Source organism: Micromonospora rhizosphaerae, from assembly GCF_900091465.1.
GTDB classification, from domain to species: Bacteria; Actinomycetota; Actinomycetes; order Mycobacteriales; family Micromonosporaceae; genus Micromonospora; species Micromonospora rhizosphaerae.
Genome location: NZ_FMHV01000002.1, coordinates 2504273 through 2520839, shown reverse-complemented (window position 1 = coordinate 2520839; position 16567 = coordinate 2504273). Strand labels below are relative to the sequence as shown.

The following is a 16567-nucleotide window of genomic DNA, read 5'->3' as shown; positions in this document are numbered from 1 at the left end:
GGCCAGCGGGCCAGCGGGCCATGATCCACTCGCCTCACGGCACTGCGGGGCATCGACGCGCCGGGACGCCGCGACCTGCGGCAATCTGAGTCGATCAGCAGGCGGGCGCGGGCGCGCCGGCGCGGACCGCCCGGTCAGTCCCGGGGGCCGCGGGTGCCGGTGCGCGGCGGGCGGAGCGTGGCGACCGGCGCCGACCACTGGCGGCGCAGCGACACGACGCGCAGGACGAAGACGAGCGTCGCCGCCGCGGTCAGCCAGAGAGCATTGGCATGCCGGTACGCGGAGAGCAGGGCCACTACGATCGAGCCGGCGAGGGCGGCCACCGCGTAGATCTCCCGGCGCAGCACCACCGGAATCTCGCCGGTGAGCAGGTCCCGGCCGAGCCCGCCGCCGATGGCGGTCAGCATGCCGATCATGCAGGCGCCGACCGCCGGCACGTGGGCGTCGAGGGCCTTGAGCGTGCCGGTGACGGTGAACAGGGCGAGACCGGCGGCGTCCAGCACCAGCACGGTGGTCCGCAGCCGGGCGAGCTGGGGGTGCAGCCAGAAGACGGCGACGGCGGTGACCGCCGCGGTGGCCGCGTACCGCCAGTCGGCGAAGGCCAGCGGCGGCACCTCGTCGATCACCAGGTCACGGAAGATCCCGCCGCCGAGCGCGGCCACCACGCCGACGAAGACGACCCCGAAGAGGTCCAGCCGTTTGGCCACCGCCGCGGAGGCGCCGGAGGCGGCGAAGACGGCCACTCCGGTCAGGTCGGCGACGAGCAGGGCGGTGGAGGTGGTCACCGCCGAAGGTTACGCGGGCGGCCGGGACGGCCGCCCCGGGTTCACTCGGCCCAGGAGTCGTAGATCTCCTTGCACTTCGGGCAGACCGGCGAGCCGGGCTTGGCCGCCTTGGTCACCGGGAACGTCTCCCCGCACAGCGCGACGACGAACGTGCCCATCACGGCACTCTCGGCGATCTTGTCCTTGCGGACGTAGTGGAACATCTCGGGACCGGTGTCGGCGTCCTTCAGCTCGGGACGCTCGAGAACCTGTGTGCTCACGTCTACACCTCCAACTTGCCAGTTTGGCAGGTCGCCGGGCTGCCGGTCCACCGGAGGCGGCCGGGCGGCGGCCCGTAATGTAACGGAAGTGACCAACTTTCACATCCGTTTCGGCGCAGAGGTGGCCGACGCCCTGCGCGACGGACGTCCCGTCGTCGCCCTGGAGAGCACCATCGTCTCGCACGGCCTTCCCCGGCCCGACAACCTGCGGGTCGCCCGGCAGATCGAGCAGGCGGTCCGGGATGTCGGTGCGGTCCCGGCCACCATCGGCATGGTCGGCGGCGAGCTGGTGGTGGGCCTGGACGACGCCCAGCTGACCCGGCTCGCCACCGTCGACGGGGTGACCAAGCTCTCCGTACGCGATCTGGCGGTGGCCGCCGCGACCGGCGCGGACGGCGCCACCACCGTGGCCGCCACCAGCGCGGTCGCCGCGGCCACCGGGATCGGCGTCTTCGCCACCGGCGGGCTCGGCGGGGTGCACCGCGAGGCGGCGCAGACCTTCGACGAGTCCGCCGACCTGATCACCCTGGCCCGTACGCCGATCGCGGTGGTCTGCGCCGGGGTCAAGTCGATCCTCGACACCGGGGCCACGCTGGAACGGCTGGAGACCCTCGGCGTCGGCGTGGTCGGCTACCGCACCCGCCGCTTCCCCGGCTTCTACCTCACCGACGCCGGCTTCGACCTGGACTGGTCGGTGGACTCCCCGGAACAGGTGGCCGACGTGCTGGCCGCCCGCGAGCAGCAGGGCGTGCACCACGGCGGGTTGATCGTGGCCAATCCGCTCCCCGTCGACGAGCAACTCGACCCGGCGCTGCACGACCGGACCCTCGCCGAGGGCCTGGCCCTGCTGGAGCGCGACGGGGTGACCGGCAAGGCGGTGACCCCGTTCCTGCTGGCCCACTTCCACTCCGCCACGCGGGGCGCCAGCCTGGCGGTGAACGTCCGGATCATTCTGCGCAACGCCGACCTGGCCGCCCGGATCGCGGTCGCCGCCGCGGCCCGTCGTGCCGACACCGTGGCATGAGCCGCGGGTCTCGAATCGTCGTCGTCGGCGACGTGATCACCGACGTGGTCGCGGTGCTGTCCGGCCCGCTCGCGACCGGCTCGGACACCGCGGCCGAGATCCGCTTCAGCGGCGGCGGGCAGGCGGCCAACACCGCGGCCTGGATTGCCGCGCAGGGAGCGGCCGTGACGCTGGTCGGCGCGGTCGGCGACGACGACGCGGGACGCGACCGGGTGGCGGAATTGGAGCGCGCCGGCGTCGACTGCGCGATCGAAACTCACGAGGGCCACCCGACCGGCACCGTCATCGTGCTCACCACCGACGGCGAGCGGACCATGGTCAGCCAGCGCGGAGCGAACCTGCGGCTCAGCGCCGGGCACGTCGACCGCGCGCTGGCCGGGGCGTCCGACGCCGGGCATCTGCACCTGTCCGCGTACCCGCTGCTGGACGCCGCGTCGCGTGGCGCGGGACTGCGCGCGCTGGCCGCCGCCCGCGAGCGCGGGCTCACCACCAGCGTCGACGCGGCCTCCGCGGCGCCGCTGCGGCAGGTCGGCGCGGCGGCCTTCCTCACCTGGGTACGCGACGTCGACCTGCTGCTGGTGAACGCGGACGAGGCGACGGTGCTGGCCGGCGGGCTCGACCCGGCGGCCCAGGCGCGGGCGCTGTCGGCGACGGCCCGACGGGTGGTGGTCAAGCGCGGCGCGGCCGGCGCGGTCTGGGCCGACCGGGACGCGACGGTCAGCGCGGCGCCGACCCGCCGGGTGGCCATGGTGGACGTCACCGGGGCCGGGGACGCCTTCGCGTCCGGCCTGATCACCGCCTGGCTGGGCGGCGCCGGGCCGGAGGCGGCGCTGCGCCGGGCCGGCGACCTCGGCGCACTCGCCGTCTCCACGGTCGGCGCCCGCCCGGCGTAATCGTCAGGGTTCGGCGTCGATGATTTTGTGGGGGCGTTCCTCGGCGGTGAGGCTCATCGGCGGGGTCTCGTCGCGGTGGCGGTGCTGGAACTTGGTCGCCAGGCGGTGCTGCTCCTTGGGCGGGCGGTCGTTGGCCAGCAGCACCGCGAGCCACGGGATGAGCACCATGCCGAGGCCACAGAGCGGCAGCCAGAGCCAGAGCAGGGGGGCCTGCACGCCGACCAGGACCGCACCGACGACCAGACAGGCCACCCGGATGCCCATCATCAGCACGTAGCGCTTCTGCCGACTGGTGAGCTGATCGTCCTGGCTGCGCGAGGCGTCAGTGATCAGGATCGGCTGGTAGGCCTGACGCTTCACCACGGACCTCCTCGAGGGGATTACGCCCCATCCTGTCACCCGGAACCGATGATCAGCGAACTTCGCGCCATCCGGATAGCGTGTTACGTTCGTGGTACGCTCCGCTCGTGGGCAGCCGGTTCAGCTTCACCGACGAGGCGTTGGCCAACCTCCGGGTCTACGACGTCACGCCGGGGGAAGTCTGGGAGGCCTTGCACAGCACGCGGCGGGTCATCCGGCACCTCGGCGACGACGTGATGGTCGTCTACGCGACGGCCGGCCGGGGACGGCGACTGGCCGTGCTGCTGGCCGAGGCCGATGGCACCGACAACGACTGGGACATCCTCTCCGCCCGCGAGCTGAGCGACGTCGAGGCCAAGCGCTACGACGAGGCGGTGCGGAGATCGCGCCGATGAGGAGGCGTCACGATGAACCGTAACGAGGCGATGAAGCGGTTCCACGGAGGCGAGGACGCGCTCGCCGAGTTGGTCGACGAGAGCCAGCCCGTGGAGCTGCCCACCCCCGACACCGACGTGCCCATGGTCAGCCGCTCGGTACGCCTCCCGCTGGAGACGTACGAGCGGGTGCGGGCGGCCGCCGACGCGCGCGGGATCGGGGTGACCACCCTGATGCGGCAGTGGATCGAGGCCGGGCTGGCCGACCTGGACGACTCGGCGACGGTCTCCCTCGCCGACGTGCGGCGGGCGCTGGCCGCGCTCTCCCGCCCGACCGCCGCCTGACTGACGAGCCGCCGCATCGACGGGGCGGGCTGACCGGCGCGTCACATCGGCGGAGCGGGCCGCTCCTCCGGCCGGCCCCGCGCCCGCAGCGCGTCGACCAACCCCATCCCGGCGACCACCGCCGAGGTCGCCGCGGCGACCGCCAGCGGGGGCAGACCGGCCACCAGCGGCACTATCGCCACCAGCACGGCCAGGCCGATCAGCCGGGACCGGGACACCCGGCCGAACACCTCGTACTCGAAGCGCGTCCGGCCGAGCACGAAGAGCGCGGGGCCGCCGATGATCACCCAGAGCCAGGCGGGATCGGTGTGGCCGCCGGGGTGGGCGATGACGAGTTCGTAGCCGACGGCGGAGGCGACGATGCCCCCCACCATGGTCAGGTGGGTGTACGTCGCCGACTCGGCGAGCCGGCCGGGTCGCGGCGACGCGGCCACCGCGTCCGCCAGCACCGTCCCGGCCCGGTAGAAGTAGATGCGCCAGAGCAGGGCGGTGGTGGCGAACGTGATCGCGAAGGCCACCCACTGGGCGCCGTCGAACTCGCTTCCGCTGAAGGTGAATCCGCTGATGAGGATCATCTCGCCCAGCGCGATGATGATGAACTGCTGGAACCGCTCCGCCAGGTGTTCTCCGGTGACCGTCCAGGAGGAGGCGGGCGAACGGCCGCGTCCGGGCAGCGGCCAGCCCAGCCGCCCCGCGCCGTAGTCGATGATCACCGCCACGGTCCAGAGCACTCCGCGGGCTTCGTCCTGCACCAGCCCTCCGGCGATCCACGGCACCGCCGACACCGCTGCCCAGACGAGGTTCCGGCGGGCGATGTGCCGCTCGCGGTGGTGCCGCATCACCACGGTGATGACGAGCGGGCGCCCCACCTGGACGGCGACGTAGCCGAGCGCGAAGGAGAGGCCCCGGGTGTCGAACGCCTCCGGCAGCGACACGGCCATCACCATGCCGCCGAACATCGAGCCCGCCACGACCAGCTGGAGCACCGGCTGCTCGGGGTTGTACCGGCTCGTCGTCCACGTGGTCAGCGACCAGACGAACCAGAGGGCGAGCAGGAGCAGCAGCGTCTGCCCGGCCTCGGGCAGGAATGTCCTCCGCTCCACCGTGAAGTCTTGGACCAGCCGGTTCGAAACCCGGGTGAGCGCGAAGACGAAGGCGACGTCGAAGAAGAGCTCCAGGAAGGTGGCCCGCGGCGAGGTCATCTTGCCGCGGAGGAACTCCTCTCCCCGCTGATCCGCCATCCCCCGCCCGCCGTCGTCGCCTGACGATGCTCACGATGGCGCAGGAAGAGCGGTAGCGTCAGGGTTTCGCCGCTTTGGCCGCCGCCTTCATCTGCTGCTTGTACTCCCGCACCCGGCGCAGCGACTCCGGGTCGGTCACGTCGGCCACCGACCGGTACGCGTCCGGCTCGCCGTAGCCGCCGGCGGCCTCCTGCCAGCCCTCGGGCTGGATCCTGAACCGCTTGCCGAGCAGGGCCACGAAGATCTGCGCCTTCTGCTTCCCGAAGCCCGGCAGCTCACCGACCCGGCGCAGCAGCTCCCGCCCGTCGGCGACCTCCGACCACAGCCGGGCCGGGTCGCCGTCGTACCGGTCGACCAGAACCCGGCACACCTCCTGCACCCGGGCCGCCATCGCCTTGGGGAAGCGGTGCAGGGCGGGCGGCTGGGCAAAGACCTCGACCAGAGCCTCCGGGGCGTACCCGGCCAGCTCCCGGGCGTCCGGCTCGTGACCGAGCCGCTGGGCCAGCACGTACGGCGAGGAGAAGGCTTTCTCCATCGGCACCTGCTGGTCGAGGACCATGCCGAGGAGCAACGCCAACGGGCTGCGCTGCAGCAGCCGGTTGGCCTCGGGGTCGATGGGCAGCGAGAGCGTCATGGTCCCCATCCTGCCGGTCGCCGGGCGTGGGGGGTGACACCCGGGGGGTGAAAAGCCGGGCGGTGGGCGCCGCGGAATCGTGGCGAGGCAGGATGACGATGTGGACGAACACGACATGCTGCTCTCCCCAGCGGGAGTCGAGGCGCTGCGGACAGCGCTGACCAGGGCGGGGTTCACCTCGAACGGCATCGCTGGCCGGCTCGGCTCGCAGGCCACCGGCGGGGTGGCGCGCAACGACTTCCGGGCCGCCCTGCGCGCGACCGAGGACCGCGACCCGCTCGCCACGCTGATCCGGGTGTTCATCTGCGACCAGACCGAGCCCGATGCGGCGGTGGCGGCCGCGCTCGCCCCGCTGACCGTCGAGGAGGCATTGGCCGGCGGGCTGGTCGAGCGGCACGGCGACGGCCTGCGCGCCGGGGTCGACCTGGAGCCGTACGGGGACGACTGGTGGGTGCTCGCCGACGTGCCGGCCAGCGCCCGACCGGGCCGGCCGCTGCACGCCGAGCACGTGCTCGGCATCGGCGGGGCCACCCAGACGCTGATCGGTGCGACTGTACGCCGGCCGGTGGAGACCGCGCTGGACCTGGGCACCGGATCGGGCGTACAGGCCCTGCACCTGGACACCCACGCCCGGAGGGTGACCGCGACCGATGTCTCCGAGCGGGCGCTGCGCTTCGCCGCCACCACGGCCGCGCTCAACGGCCAGGACTGGGAACTGCTCCGCGGCGACATGGTCGCCCCGGTCGCCGGGCGCCGCTTCGACCTGGTGGTGAGCAACCCGCCGTTCGTGGTCGGTCCGGGCACCACCACGCACGTCTACCGGGACTCCGGTCGGGTCGGCGACGCGATCGGCGCGGAGCTGGCCGCCGCCCCGAGCCTGCTCACCGAGGGCGGCACCATGCAGTACCTGGCGAACTGGGTGCACGTCACCGGCGAGGAGTGGGACGAGCGGGTGGCCGGCTGGTTCGCCGGTACCGGGCTGGACGCCTGGGTGATCCAGCGCGAGGTGGCCGACCCGATGGCGTACGTCAACCTCTGGCTGACCGACGTCGGCGAGGCGGCCGACCCGCAGCGGATGGCGGCCTGGCTGGACTGGTTCGACGCGCACAAGGTGGAGGCGATCGGCTTCGGCATCGTCTCGCTGCGCCGCTCCGGACACGACGAGCCGATCGTCCGCGTAGAGGACCTCCGCCAGCGAGTCGAGCCCCCGATGGGCGAGCGCATCGCCGCCTGGTTCGACCGCCAGGACTGGCTCCGGGTACGCGACACCGACGCGCTGCTCGCGGAGCGCTACCGGGCCGCCGAGGGCCTCCAGCTGCGGCAGGAGGCCACCATGGGCGACGAGGGCTGGGCGGTGGACCGGCAGGTCCTCGGCATGCCGCGCGGGTTGCGCTGGCAGGAGGAGATCGATCCGCTGGTGCTGGCCCTGGTCGGGGGCGCGGACGGCCGGCTGCCGCTGCGCGACCAGCTGGCGCTGCTCGCCTCGGCGCACGACGTGGCACCGGAGGAGCTGGCCGAGGCGGCCGGCCCGATCGTGGCGCACCTGGTCGAGCGCGGCATCATCGAGCCGGTGGAGGGCTGATGCGGGCGGTGATCCAGACCGTCGGCAGGGCCACCGTGACGGTCGGCGGCGAGGTGGTCGGCGAGATCGAGAACGGGCTGTTGGTGCTGATCGGGGTGACCCACACCGACACCCGGCAGGTCGCGGCCACGATGGCCCGGAAGGTGCACGAGCTGCGCATCCTCGACGACGAGAAGAGCGCCGCAGACACCGGAGCGCCGATCCTGGTGGTCAGCCAGTTCACCCTCTACGGCGACGCCCGCAAGGGCAGGCGGCCGAGCTGGACCGCCGCCGCCCCAGCCGAGATGGCCGAACCCCTGGTGAACGCGGTCGTCGAGGCGCTGCGGGACCGCGGCGCCAAGGTCGAGACCGGCCGCTTCCGCACCCACATGCTCGTCGAGAGCGTCAACGTAGGCCCCCGCACCCTCCTCCTCGACCTCTAACCGCCCCCCTCCCCCTCCCCTCCCCACCCCCCGCCCGGTTGATCATGAAGTTATTGCCAAGACATGCCGACGCGGCGGGCAACAACTTCATGATCAACGCGAGCAGGGGCGGGCTCGGTCAGAAGAAGAGGCCGCGGCGTTGGATGGACTGGCGGAGCCAGGCGTCGAGCTGGGCGGCCCAGTCGGTGCGGTCGACCGTGGCGTGGTCGACGGTGAAGCGGCCGAAGGCGTCCCGGCCCTCGGTGAAGAGACCGCCCCGCTTGTCGATCTCCAGCACCACCTGCACCTGCTGCGGGTCGGTGACGAAGGTGACCTCGAGCTGGTTGATCGCGCGCGCGTACTGCGGCGCCGGGAGGAACTCGATCTCCTGGTAGAAGGGCAGGCTCTGCCGTACGCCGTAGATGTGCCCACGCTCGACGTCGGCCCGGGCGAACCGGAAGCCCAGCCGGAGCAGGCCCTCCAGCAGCCGTTCCTGGGCGGGCAGCGGGTGCACGGCAACCGGATCCAGGTCACCCTTGTCGACCGCCCGGGCCACCTCCAGCTCGGTACGCAGACCCATGGTCATGCCGTGCAGATGCTGCCCGTACAGGTCGGTCAGCGGCGTCTCCCACGGCACGTCGAAGCGGAACGGGATGTCGTGCCGCTGCCCCGGCTCCAACCGGAACGCCCCGGTCACCTGCCGCCGGCCGAACTCCTGGGTGGTGTCGTACTCGGAGTCGCCGCTCTCCACCTCGACCCGGGTGACCAGGCCCAGGGCCACATAGGAGACGTCCACGGCGTGATCCCCGCCGGCCACCTGGATCCGGCCCTCCAGGTGCCCACCGGGGCGGCAGTTCGGGTTGGCCAGCACCGTTTCCACCGACGGACCGCCCACACCCATCGCCTGCATGAGCCGCTTGAAGACCACCGCGTCCTCCGATCGCCTGTCCTGTCCGGCCGAGGTGGCCGACCGCTGGCACGGTAACCGGGCGCGGCAAGCCCGCCCGCCGTCGACACACCGCACCCCCACCCGACCCGATTGCTGTCGGGTCCCCGATCGCCTCACTCCCGTTTCACGCCCCGACCGCCAAGCTGAATGTCACCGGCACCACCGGGCCGGCATGCGGCACGGATCCGGTACCGGCACGAAGAACACGGGGAGAGACAGAGATGGCCCTGCAGATGATCGAGCACCAGACCCGCCCGGCTGCCGGCATCGACGCCGAGCTCGGCACCGACACCCTGACCGACCTGGACGCCACCGACGAGCGCGGCGTCTCCACCGACCTGGTCCGGGCGTACCTGAACGGCATCGGCCGCACCAAGCTGCTCACCGCCGCGCAGGAGGTCGAGCTCAGCAAGCGGATCGAGGCGGGCCTCTTCGCCGAGGAGAAGCTCACCACCTGCACCCCGGTCTCCGCCGAGCTGCGGGCCGACCTGGAGCTGATCGTGGCCGAGGGCCGCGCCGCCAAGGACCACCTGCTGGAGGCGAACCTGCGGCTGGTGGTGAGCATCGCGAAGCGGTACACGGGTCGCGGCATGGCCTTCCTCGACCTGATCCAGGAGGGCAACCTCGGCCTGATCCGCGCGGTCGAGAAGTTCGACTACACCAAGGGCTACAAGTTCTCCACCTACGCCACCTGGTGGATCCGCCAGGCCATCACCCGCGCCATGGCCGACCAGGCCCGCACCATCCGCATCCCGGTGCACATGGTCGAGCAGGTCAACCGGATGGTTCGAGCCCGCCGGGAGCTGTCGATCACCCTGGGCCGGGAGGCCACCGTCGCCGAGGTCGCCAAGGCCCTGGACGTCCCCGAGTTCCAGGTGATCGAGCTGGTCTCGTACGACCGGGAGCCGGTCAGCCTGGACCAGGCCGTCGGCGAGGACGGGGAGAGCGCGCTCGGTGACTTCGTCGCCGCGGTGGATCCGCGGGAGGAGCCGGGCGACGCCGCCGTTAACGGCGAGCTGCGCAACGAGGTGCGGATCGTGCTGGCCACGCTCTCCCAGCGGGAGCAGGCGGTGATCCGGCTGCGGTTCGGCCTGGACGACGGCCGGCAGCGCACCCTGGACGAGGTCGGCCGGGAGTTCGGCCTCTCCCGCGAGCGGATCCGGCAGATCGAGAAGGTCACCCTGCTGAAGCTGCGCGCGCCGGAGCGGGCAAACCGCCTGGAGGCGTACGCCTGCTAATCGGGCGGTTACGCGCTGAGGCCCCGGCGGTTTCGCCGGGGCCTCAGCGCATAGGGAACGAAGAACCTACGTCGTCCCGGTACCCGCCGTGCCCGGACGGGCGTCGCTGACGCTGCGAACCGGTCGGAGCGGGGCTCACAGGCGGCGGGGGCCGGTGTCGGGACGATCGGCGGCGGTGCCGGCGCGGACGGTGGCGTGCAGGACGGAGATGCCGTCGGGGCGGGCCAGCACGGGGTTCAAGGCCAGCGAGCGCACCCGGGGCTGCTCGTCGGCGAGCCGGCCGACCCGCAGCAGCAGGTCCACCAGGGCGGACCGGTCCACCGGTGCGGCCCCCCGGTGCCCGCGCAGCAGCGGCGCGGCCCGCGGCTCGTCGACCAGCTCGGCGGCGTCCCGGTCGGTCAGCGGGACCGCCCGCCAGGCCCGGTCACCCAGCAGCTCGGTGGCGACGCCGCCGAGGCCGAAGCCGACCACCGGTCCGAACGCCGGATCCTCCACCAGCTCCACCACGCAGGCCACCCCGGGCGGGACCATCGGCTGGACCAGGACGTCCGCGCCGAAGACGGGCGCCATCTCCACGTACGCCCGGCGCAGGGCGGCCGGGTCGGCCAGGTCGAGGCGGACCGCGCCGAGATCGAGCCGGTGCCGCAGGCCCGGGGCGGCGGCCTTCAGCGCGACCGGCCAGCCGAGCCGCTCGGCGGCCGCCACCGCCTCGTCGGCCGAGCGCGCCGGCGCCGATTCCACCACGTCGATCCCGTACGCCCCGAGCAGCGCCGGCGGATCGACGCCGTCCGGCCGGAACGCGGCCTGCCCGGCCAGCCGGTCGACCCGGTCCAGTTCGGGCAGCACGCCGGGCGGCCGGCGCAGCCAGTCGGCGTACGTGGTGACCCGGGTCAGAGCCCGGACCGCCTCCTCCACGCTCGGGTACGCCGGCACCCCGGCCGGCACCCGGCCGGCCAGGAACGTCGCCACCACCGGCTTGCCGGCGGTCAGCGCGTCGGGCAGCGCGGCGGTGAAGTCCGCGTCCGGGTCGGCGAGCTGACCGGGCAGCGGTGGGGCGAAGACCGCCACCACCGCGTCCGCCCGCTCGTCCGCCGCCGAGCCGGCGAGGGCGGCGGCGTACTCGGCGGCACCGGCCCGGGGACCGACGTCCCGGGGGTAGCCCTCGGCCACGGTGAGGCCCTGTGCGGCGCAGGCGGTGGCGGCCAGCCCGGTCAGCGCCGAGGAGTTGCCCACCACGGCGACCCGGCGACCGGCCGGCAGCGGCTGGTGGGCCAGCAGCACGCCGACGTCGAGCAGTTCGGAGACAGTGTCCACCCGGATCACCCCGGACTGGGCGAAGAGCGCGCTGACCGCGGCGGCGTCCAGGGCCGGCCCGGCGCCGACACCGGGCGGCCGGGCCAGCGTGGCGAGCGCGACGATCGGCTTGCTCCGGCCGATCCGCCGGGCGAGCCGGGCGAACTTGCGCGGGTTGCCGAAGGTCTCCAGGTAGAGCGTGATGACGTCGGTGGTCGGGTCGTCCTGCCAGTACTGGAGCAGGTCGTTGCCGGAGACGTCGGCCCGGTTGCCGGCCGAGACGAAGCTGGACAGGCCGAGCCCGCGCCGGGACGCCTCGGCAAGCAGCGCCACCCCGAACGCGCCGGACTGGCTGAAGATACCGACCCGGCCGGGTGCCGGCAGCACCGGGGCGAGGGTGGCGTTGAGGCATACCTTTTCGTCGGTGTTGGCGACGCCGAGGCAGTTCGGGCCGACCACCCGCATACCGGCCAGATGGGCGGCCCGGACCAGGGCCCGCTGCGCCGCGGCGCCCTCCGGACCGGCCTCGGCGAAGCCGGCCGAGATAACCACCAGCCCGTGCGCGCCCGCCGTCGCAGCGTCGGCCACCACCTCGGTCACCGCCTCCGGGGGCACCGCCACCACGGCCAGGTCCACGGTGCGCCCGGCGTCGGCCGCCGACGGGTACGCCGGCAGCCCGGCCACCGTGGCGGCGGTCGGGTGCACCGGGACGATCGCCCCGGTGAAGCCGCCGTCGCGCAGGTGTCCGAGCACCGCCGCACCGACGCCCTGCCCCGTGGTGCTGGCGCCGTAGACGGCGATGCCGCGCGGAGCCAGCAGCCGGGCGATCGAGCGGGCCTCGGTGCGGTGTTCCCGCCCGCGCTGCACCTCAAGGGTCGCCTCGGTCGGGGCGATCGGGAAGTTCAGGTGCACCACGCCGTCGGCGTACTGGCGCTGGACCTGGTAGCCGAAGTCGGAGAAGACCCGCAGCATCGCGCCGTTGGCCGGGAGCACCTCTGCGACGAAGTGCACGATGCCGAACCGCCGGGCCGTGTCGGCCAGGTGCTCCAGCAGCACCGAGCCGATGCCCCGGCCCTGGTACGCGTCCTCGACCACGAAGGCCACCTCGGCCTCCGGGGACCCCGGGCCGAGCCGCTCGTACCGGCCGACGGCGACGATCCGCCCGCCGGCCAGCACCACGAACGCCTCCCGGTCGCGGTGGTCGACGTTGACGAAGCGCTGCAGGTCCCGCTCGGGGATACGCGGGTACGGCGAGAAGTAGCGCAGGTAGCGGGTGCGCTCGGAGAACCGCGAGTGCATCGCCACGACGGCCGGGGCGTCGTCGGGACGGATCTGTCGCAGCTGGACGGTCGTACCGTCGCTGAGCAGCACGTCCACCGGTTGTTCGACAGTGGTCACCGGTCCTGTCCTCCCAGGACGACTCAGTCGCGCGGGTCGTGCGGGTCGAGGCCGAACAGCGGGAAGACGGACCTGCGGGTGGCCGCGATGGCCCGGTCCACCGCGTCCGGCTCGCCGTTCGGCTGCCATGGCTGGTACGACGGGTCGACGTCGTCGGTCATCCGCAGCGGCACCTCCCGGCCGGGTCGGCGGGCGGCGGCCAGCTCCCGCCAGGCCGGCGGGGTGAGCGTGGCCGGGTCGACCGGCTCGCCGCTGGCGATCGCCAGCAGGTGGGTCCAGGCCCGGGGCACCACCTCGACCAGGGCGTACCCGCCGCCGCCGAAGGCCACCCAGCGGCCGTCGCAGAGCTCGTCGGCGAGCCCCCGTAGCGCCAGGTAGGTGGCCCGCTGCCCGTCGACGGAGAGGCGCAGGTCGGCCAGCGGGTCCAGCCGGTGCCCGTCGGCGCCGCACTGGGTGACCAGCAGCTGCGGCCGGAACGCCCGCAGCACCGAGGGCACGATCGCGTGAAAGGCGCGCTGCCAGCCGCCGTCGCCGATGCCCGGCGGCAGCGGCACGTTGACCGCGCTCCCCTCGGCGTCCGGCCCGCCGGTCTCGTCCGGGAATCCGGTGCCGGGGAAGAGCGCGAGCGGGGTCTCGTGCAGGCTGATCGTGAGCACCCGCGGGTCGTTGTAGAAGATCTCCTGCACGCCGTCGCCGTGGTGCACGTCCACGTCCACATACGCGATCCGCTCCGCGCCGAGGTCGAGCAGGCGGGCGATGGCCACCGCGGGGTCGTTGTAGACGCAGAACCCGGCGGCCCGGGCCGGCATCGCGTGGTGCAGGCCCCCGGCGACGTTGACCGCCCGGCGCGCCTCGCGCCGCCACACCGCCTCGGCGGCGACCACGCTGGCGCCAGCGACCAGCGCGCTGGCCTCGTGCATCCCCTCGAAGACGGGATTGTCCGAGGTGCCCAGCCCAAAGCCGGCGAAGAGCGGGTCGCGAGGCGCGGCCCGCACCGCGTCGAGATAGCGGGGGTCGTGCACCCGGGTCAGCAGGGCGTCGTCGGCCGGCTCCGGCTTGACCAGGCGGACCCCGGGTCGCTCCAGCACGCCGAGTTCGCGGGCGAGCGCGATGGTCAACTCGACCCGGACCGGGTCGAGGGGATGGTCGCCCATGTCATAGGCGAGGAGGGCCTCGTCCCACACCACCACCGTGTCGTCCGACATGCGTGCCATCGTCGCACGCGGTTCCGCCGTCCGCCCTGCTCAGCTGCCGGGCTTCTCCACGGTCGCCACCGGACGGGCCGGGTCGGCGACCCAGTTGCTCCACGAGCCGACGTAGAGCGCCGCGTCCGGCCGGCCGGCCAGGTGCAGCGCCAGCACCGCCTGGGCGGCGGTCACCCCGGACCCGCAGTACGCCCCGACGGGCTCGGCGTCGACCACACCGGCCGCGGCGAACCGCTGGCGCAGCGCGTCGGCGGTCGGGAAGTGTCCGTCGCCGCCGACGTACTCCGGCGCGGGGAGGTTGGTCGCGCCCGGCACGTGCCCGGCGACCGGGTCGATCGGCTCGGTCTCGCCTCGGTAGCGGGGCGCCGCCCGCACGTCGAGCAGCACCCCGCGGTCGGCGGCGGCGAGCCGGGCGGCCTCGGCCGCGTCGAGGACGGGCAGCGCGCCGGGGCGGACCTCCACGTCGCCAGGCGCCTGGGCAGGCGGCTCGGTGGAGGCGGGCAGGCCGGCGGCGATCCAGGCCGGGAAGCCGCCGTGCAGCAGCCGGACCTCCCGGTGCCCCGCCCAGCGCAGCGTCCACCAGGCCCGGGCGGCGGCCATCCCGTCCCCGCCGTCGTAGACCACGACGGGGTGACCGGCGCGGACGCCGGCGGCCCGCAGCGCGGCCTGGAGCGCGGCGGGGTCGGGCAGCGGGTGTCGGCCGCCCGCGCCGGGCCGGCCGCAGAGCTCGGTGTCCAGATCGACGAAGACCGCGCCGGGCAGGTGGCCGGCGGCGTAGTCGTCCCGGCCGGGCGGGCCGGTCAGCCGCCAGCGGACGTCGAGCAGGGCGGGCGGGTCGGCGCGGTCGAGCTCGGCGGCGAGCCGGTCGGGCTCGACCAACAGCTCCTCGGTTCCGGACATGGGGTCCAGTCAACACCATCCGGGCGTTCACCTCGCGGTTCGCCGGACGTCGATTGTCGGTCGCCCGGGGTAGCATCGATCACCGGGAGGCCGCTGAATGAAGCATGACCTGGTCGATACGACCGAGATGTATCTGCGCACCATCCTTGAGCTCGAGGAGGAGGGGGTGCCGCCGCTGCGTGCCCGGATCGCCGAGCGGCTGCGGCAGAGCGGTCCCACCGTCAGCCAGACCGTGGCCCGGATGGAGCGCGACGGCCTGCTCACCGTCGAGGGCGACCGGCATCTGTCGCTGACCCCGGTGGGCCGCAGCACCGCCGTCTCGGTGATGCGCAAGCACCGCCTCGCCGAGCTGCTGCTGGTGAACGTGATCGGGATGCCCTACGAGGAGGCCCACGATGAGGCCTGCCGGTGGGAGCACGTGATGAGCGACGCGGTCGAGAAGCGGGTCTACGAGTTGCTCAGCCGGCCGACCCGCTCGCCGTACGGGAACCCGATCCCCGGCCTGGAGGAGCTCGGCAGTCCGGAGCGGCCGGAGGCCGACGGGGTGGAGGCCGAGCGCAACCTGGCGTTCCCCGGTCTCTCCGGTCCGGTGGTGGTCCGGCGGATCTGCGAGAGCGTGCAGACCGACGCGGACGTGCTCCGGCAACTGCACGCGGCGGGCGTGGACCCGGGCGCCACGGTGACCGTGGCCCAGGAGCGCGACGGGGTCTCCATCGACCGCTCCGGTGACCGGATCCGGCTGCCCCGCGAGGTCGCCTCCCGGGTGTTCGTCGCCGCGAGCTGACGGCCCGCCGGTCAGATCCGCCGGGTGTCGACCAGCTTGGCCAGGCTGACCAGCTTGCCGGCCACCTCCTCGGCGGTCGCCTCGTCGGCGCCGCGCGGGCAGGTCCAGCGCAGGGTGGCCAACCGCCCGTCGGTGGCGAGCCAGGCCACCTCGGCCGCGGGCCCGAGCTTCGCGGTCTTCGGCAGCGTCCGGCGGTAGGCGATCCGGCCCAGCTTGGTGACCTTCGTCGCCCCGTCGGGCAGGACGTCGGCGGTGAAGGTCGACACGTCGATCGAGGTCTCGGTGACCGTGAGGGTCAGCTCCGGCAGGACCGACCGCTCGGCGCGGACCACGCAGGTGTGGGTGTCCCCACGCTCGCTCGCCGCCGCCACGTCGAACCGGGCGCCGGTGTGCTTCGCGATCACGGCGAAGTCGAGCAGCCGGCAGGCGCCCCCGGAGGAGGCCGCCGCCACCTCCACCGTCACCGGCTCCACCGCGGGAACCGCCACCGGTCCCGCCTCGGTGGCGCAGCCCGCGGTGAGCACCACGGCGACGCCGGCGAGCCAGATCCGCCCGTGCACGTTCAACCTCCGCTCGTCGGCGGAGTGCCCGCCGGATGTCCGTCGGACACCGTACGGGCTGCCCCGGTCGGACGGAAGTCCTCAATCGTCCACATACGGACAGTGCCGGCAGCCTCGCCCACAGCACGTGCCCCGCCGGGCCAGGAACCCGGCGCTGAGCACGAAGAGCCCGGTCGCCGGGTCGAGGTAGCCGGCCTCCCCGGCGGCCAGGGCGGCGGCGTGCGCCGCCAGGATCCGTGCCCGCTCGGGGTGGTCGGGCGACAGCCGGGACGGGTGCGGGTCGGTCAACGGCCGGTCCGCCAACGGTCGTCGCTCTCCACTCACCGGGGCGAGTGTACGGA

At 73.9% G+C, this 16567-nt stretch carries 19 protein-coding genes; 8 read left to right on the top strand and 11 right to left on the bottom strand.

The window, feature by feature from the left end:
* Positions 1 to 134: 134 nt before the first annotated feature.
* Both GA0070624_RS12200 and GA0070624_RS12195 read right to left on the bottom strand, forming a co-directional pair.
* Complete coding sequence (locus tag GA0070624_RS12200; protein WP_091340500.1) at positions 135 to 785, bottom strand: trimeric intracellular cation channel family protein; 651 nt, start codon at positions 783 to 785, stop codon at positions 135 to 137.
* 41 nt (positions 786 to 826) lie between these two features.
* On the bottom strand, positions 827 to 1045 hold the full coding sequence (locus tag GA0070624_RS12195) for a DUF3039 domain-containing protein (protein WP_091340497.1): 219 nt from the start codon (positions 1043 to 1045) through the stop codon (positions 827 to 829).
* An 88-nt stretch (positions 1046 to 1133) separates the two neighbouring features.
* On the opposite strand from GA0070624_RS12195, the gene GA0070624_RS12190 reads away from it, so the two are divergent.
* Positions 1134 to 2069: a pseudouridine-5'-phosphate glycosidase gene (locus tag GA0070624_RS12190; RefSeq protein WP_091340494.1), complete on the top strand. Its 936-nt coding sequence runs from the start codon at positions 1134 to 1136 to the stop codon at positions 2067 to 2069.
* Positions 2066 to 2962, top strand: coding sequence for a carbohydrate kinase family protein (locus tag GA0070624_RS12185; RefSeq protein ID WP_091340491.1), 897 nt, complete (start codon positions 2066 to 2068; stop codon positions 2960 to 2962). Before GA0070624_RS12190 ends, GA0070624_RS12185 begins: the two co-directional genes overlap by 4 nt.
* A gap of 3 nt (positions 2963 to 2965) precedes the next feature.
* Here GA0070624_RS12185 and GA0070624_RS12180 read toward each other — a convergent pair whose 3' ends face one another.
* On the bottom strand, positions 2966 to 3322 hold the full coding sequence (locus GA0070624_RS12180; protein WP_091340488.1) for a DUF3099 domain-containing protein: 357 nt from the start codon (positions 3320 to 3322) through the stop codon (positions 2966 to 2968).
* 107 nt (positions 3323 to 3429) lie between these two features.
* On the opposite strand from GA0070624_RS12180, the gene GA0070624_RS12175 reads away from it, so the two are divergent.
* On the top strand, positions 3430 to 3717 hold the full coding sequence (locus GA0070624_RS12175; RefSeq protein WP_245718753.1) for a hypothetical protein: 288 nt from the start codon (positions 3430 to 3432) through the stop codon (positions 3715 to 3717).
* Between the two features lie 12 nt (positions 3718 to 3729).
* The gene (locus tag GA0070624_RS12170) at positions 3730 to 4041 is read left to right on the top strand and encodes a hypothetical protein (protein WP_091340483.1); all 312 of its coding nucleotides are present in this window, start codon (positions 3730 to 3732) and stop codon (positions 4039 to 4041) included.
* Positions 4042 to 4082: 41 nt separating this feature from the next.
* Here GA0070624_RS12170 and GA0070624_RS12165 read toward each other — a convergent pair whose 3' ends face one another.
* Entirely contained in the window at positions 4083 to 5282 is a 1200-nt protein-coding gene (locus tag GA0070624_RS12165) for a low temperature requirement protein A (protein WP_091340480.1), read from the bottom strand.
* A gap of 58 nt (positions 5283 to 5340) precedes the next feature.
* On the bottom strand, positions 5341 to 5925 hold the full coding sequence (locus GA0070624_RS12160) for an HhH-GPD-type base excision DNA repair protein (RefSeq protein WP_091340477.1): 585 nt from the start codon (positions 5923 to 5925) through the stop codon (positions 5341 to 5343).
* A 91-nt stretch (positions 5926 to 6016) separates the two neighbouring features.
* Here GA0070624_RS12160 and GA0070624_RS12155 point away from each other — a divergent pair, with 91 nt between their 5' ends.
* Together GA0070624_RS12155 and dtd are read left to right on the top strand one after the other, a co-directional pair.
* Complete coding sequence (locus tag GA0070624_RS12155) at positions 6017 to 7498, top strand: DUF7782 domain-containing protein (protein WP_176731671.1); 1482 nt, start codon at positions 6017 to 6019, stop codon at positions 7496 to 7498.
* Complete coding sequence (dtd, locus tag GA0070624_RS12150; RefSeq protein ID WP_091340474.1) at positions 7498 to 7920, top strand: D-aminoacyl-tRNA deacylase; 423 nt, start codon at positions 7498 to 7500, stop codon at positions 7918 to 7920. The genes GA0070624_RS12155 and dtd overlap by 1 nt, the downstream gene beginning before the upstream one ends.
* A 118-nt stretch (positions 7921 to 8038) precedes the next feature.
* Here the strand turns inward: dtd and GA0070624_RS12145 are convergent, their stop codons facing one another.
* The gene (locus GA0070624_RS12145) at positions 8039 to 8827 is read right to left on the bottom strand and encodes a sporulation protein (protein ID WP_091340469.1); all 789 of its coding nucleotides are present in this window, start codon (positions 8825 to 8827) and stop codon (positions 8039 to 8041) included.
* Positions 8828 to 9069: 242 nt separating this feature from the next.
* On the opposite strand from GA0070624_RS12145, the gene sigB reads away from it, so the two are divergent.
* Positions 9070 to 10086, top strand: coding sequence for an RNA polymerase sigma factor SigB (sigB, locus tag GA0070624_RS12140; RefSeq protein WP_091340466.1), 1017 nt, complete (start codon positions 9070 to 9072; stop codon positions 10084 to 10086).
* Between the two features lie 135 nt (positions 10087 to 10221).
* Here sigB and GA0070624_RS12135 read toward each other — a convergent pair whose 3' ends face one another.
* Genes GA0070624_RS12135 through GA0070624_RS12125 form a run of 3 tightly spaced genes read right to left on the bottom strand, consistent with a single transcriptional unit; the run spans position 10222 to position 14882 of the window.
* On the bottom strand, positions 10222 to 12777 hold the full coding sequence (locus GA0070624_RS12135; RefSeq protein WP_091340463.1) for a bifunctional acetate--CoA ligase family protein/GNAT family N-acetyltransferase: 2556 nt from the start codon (positions 12775 to 12777) through the stop codon (positions 10222 to 10224).
* Between the two features lie 23 nt (positions 12778 to 12800).
* On the bottom strand, positions 12801 to 13982 hold the full coding sequence (locus GA0070624_RS12130) for an acetoin utilization protein AcuC (protein ID WP_091340460.1): 1182 nt from the start codon (positions 13980 to 13982) through the stop codon (positions 12801 to 12803).
* Between the two features lie 39 nt (positions 13983 to 14021).
* The gene (locus tag GA0070624_RS12125) at positions 14022 to 14882 is read right to left on the bottom strand and encodes a sulfurtransferase (protein ID WP_091340457.1); all 861 of its coding nucleotides are present in this window, start codon (positions 14880 to 14882) and stop codon (positions 14022 to 14024) included.
* Positions 14883 to 14979: 97 nt separating this feature from the next.
* Here GA0070624_RS12125 and GA0070624_RS12120 point away from each other — a divergent pair, with 97 nt between their 5' ends.
* Entirely contained in the window at positions 14980 to 15666 is a 687-nt protein-coding gene (locus GA0070624_RS12120) for an iron-dependent transcriptional repressor DtxR (RefSeq protein WP_091340454.1), read from the top strand.
* A gap of 11 nt (positions 15667 to 15677) precedes the next feature.
* Here the strand turns inward: GA0070624_RS12120 and GA0070624_RS12115 are convergent, their stop codons facing one another.
* Entirely contained in the window at positions 15678 to 16226 is a 549-nt protein-coding gene (locus GA0070624_RS12115) for a hypothetical protein (protein WP_091348672.1), read from the bottom strand.
* Positions 16227 to 16307: 81 nt separating this feature from the next.
* Complete coding sequence (locus GA0070624_RS12110) at positions 16308 to 16550, bottom strand: DUF5522 domain-containing protein (protein ID WP_091340451.1); 243 nt, start codon at positions 16548 to 16550, stop codon at positions 16308 to 16310.
* Positions 16551 to 16567 lie beyond the last annotated feature (17 nt).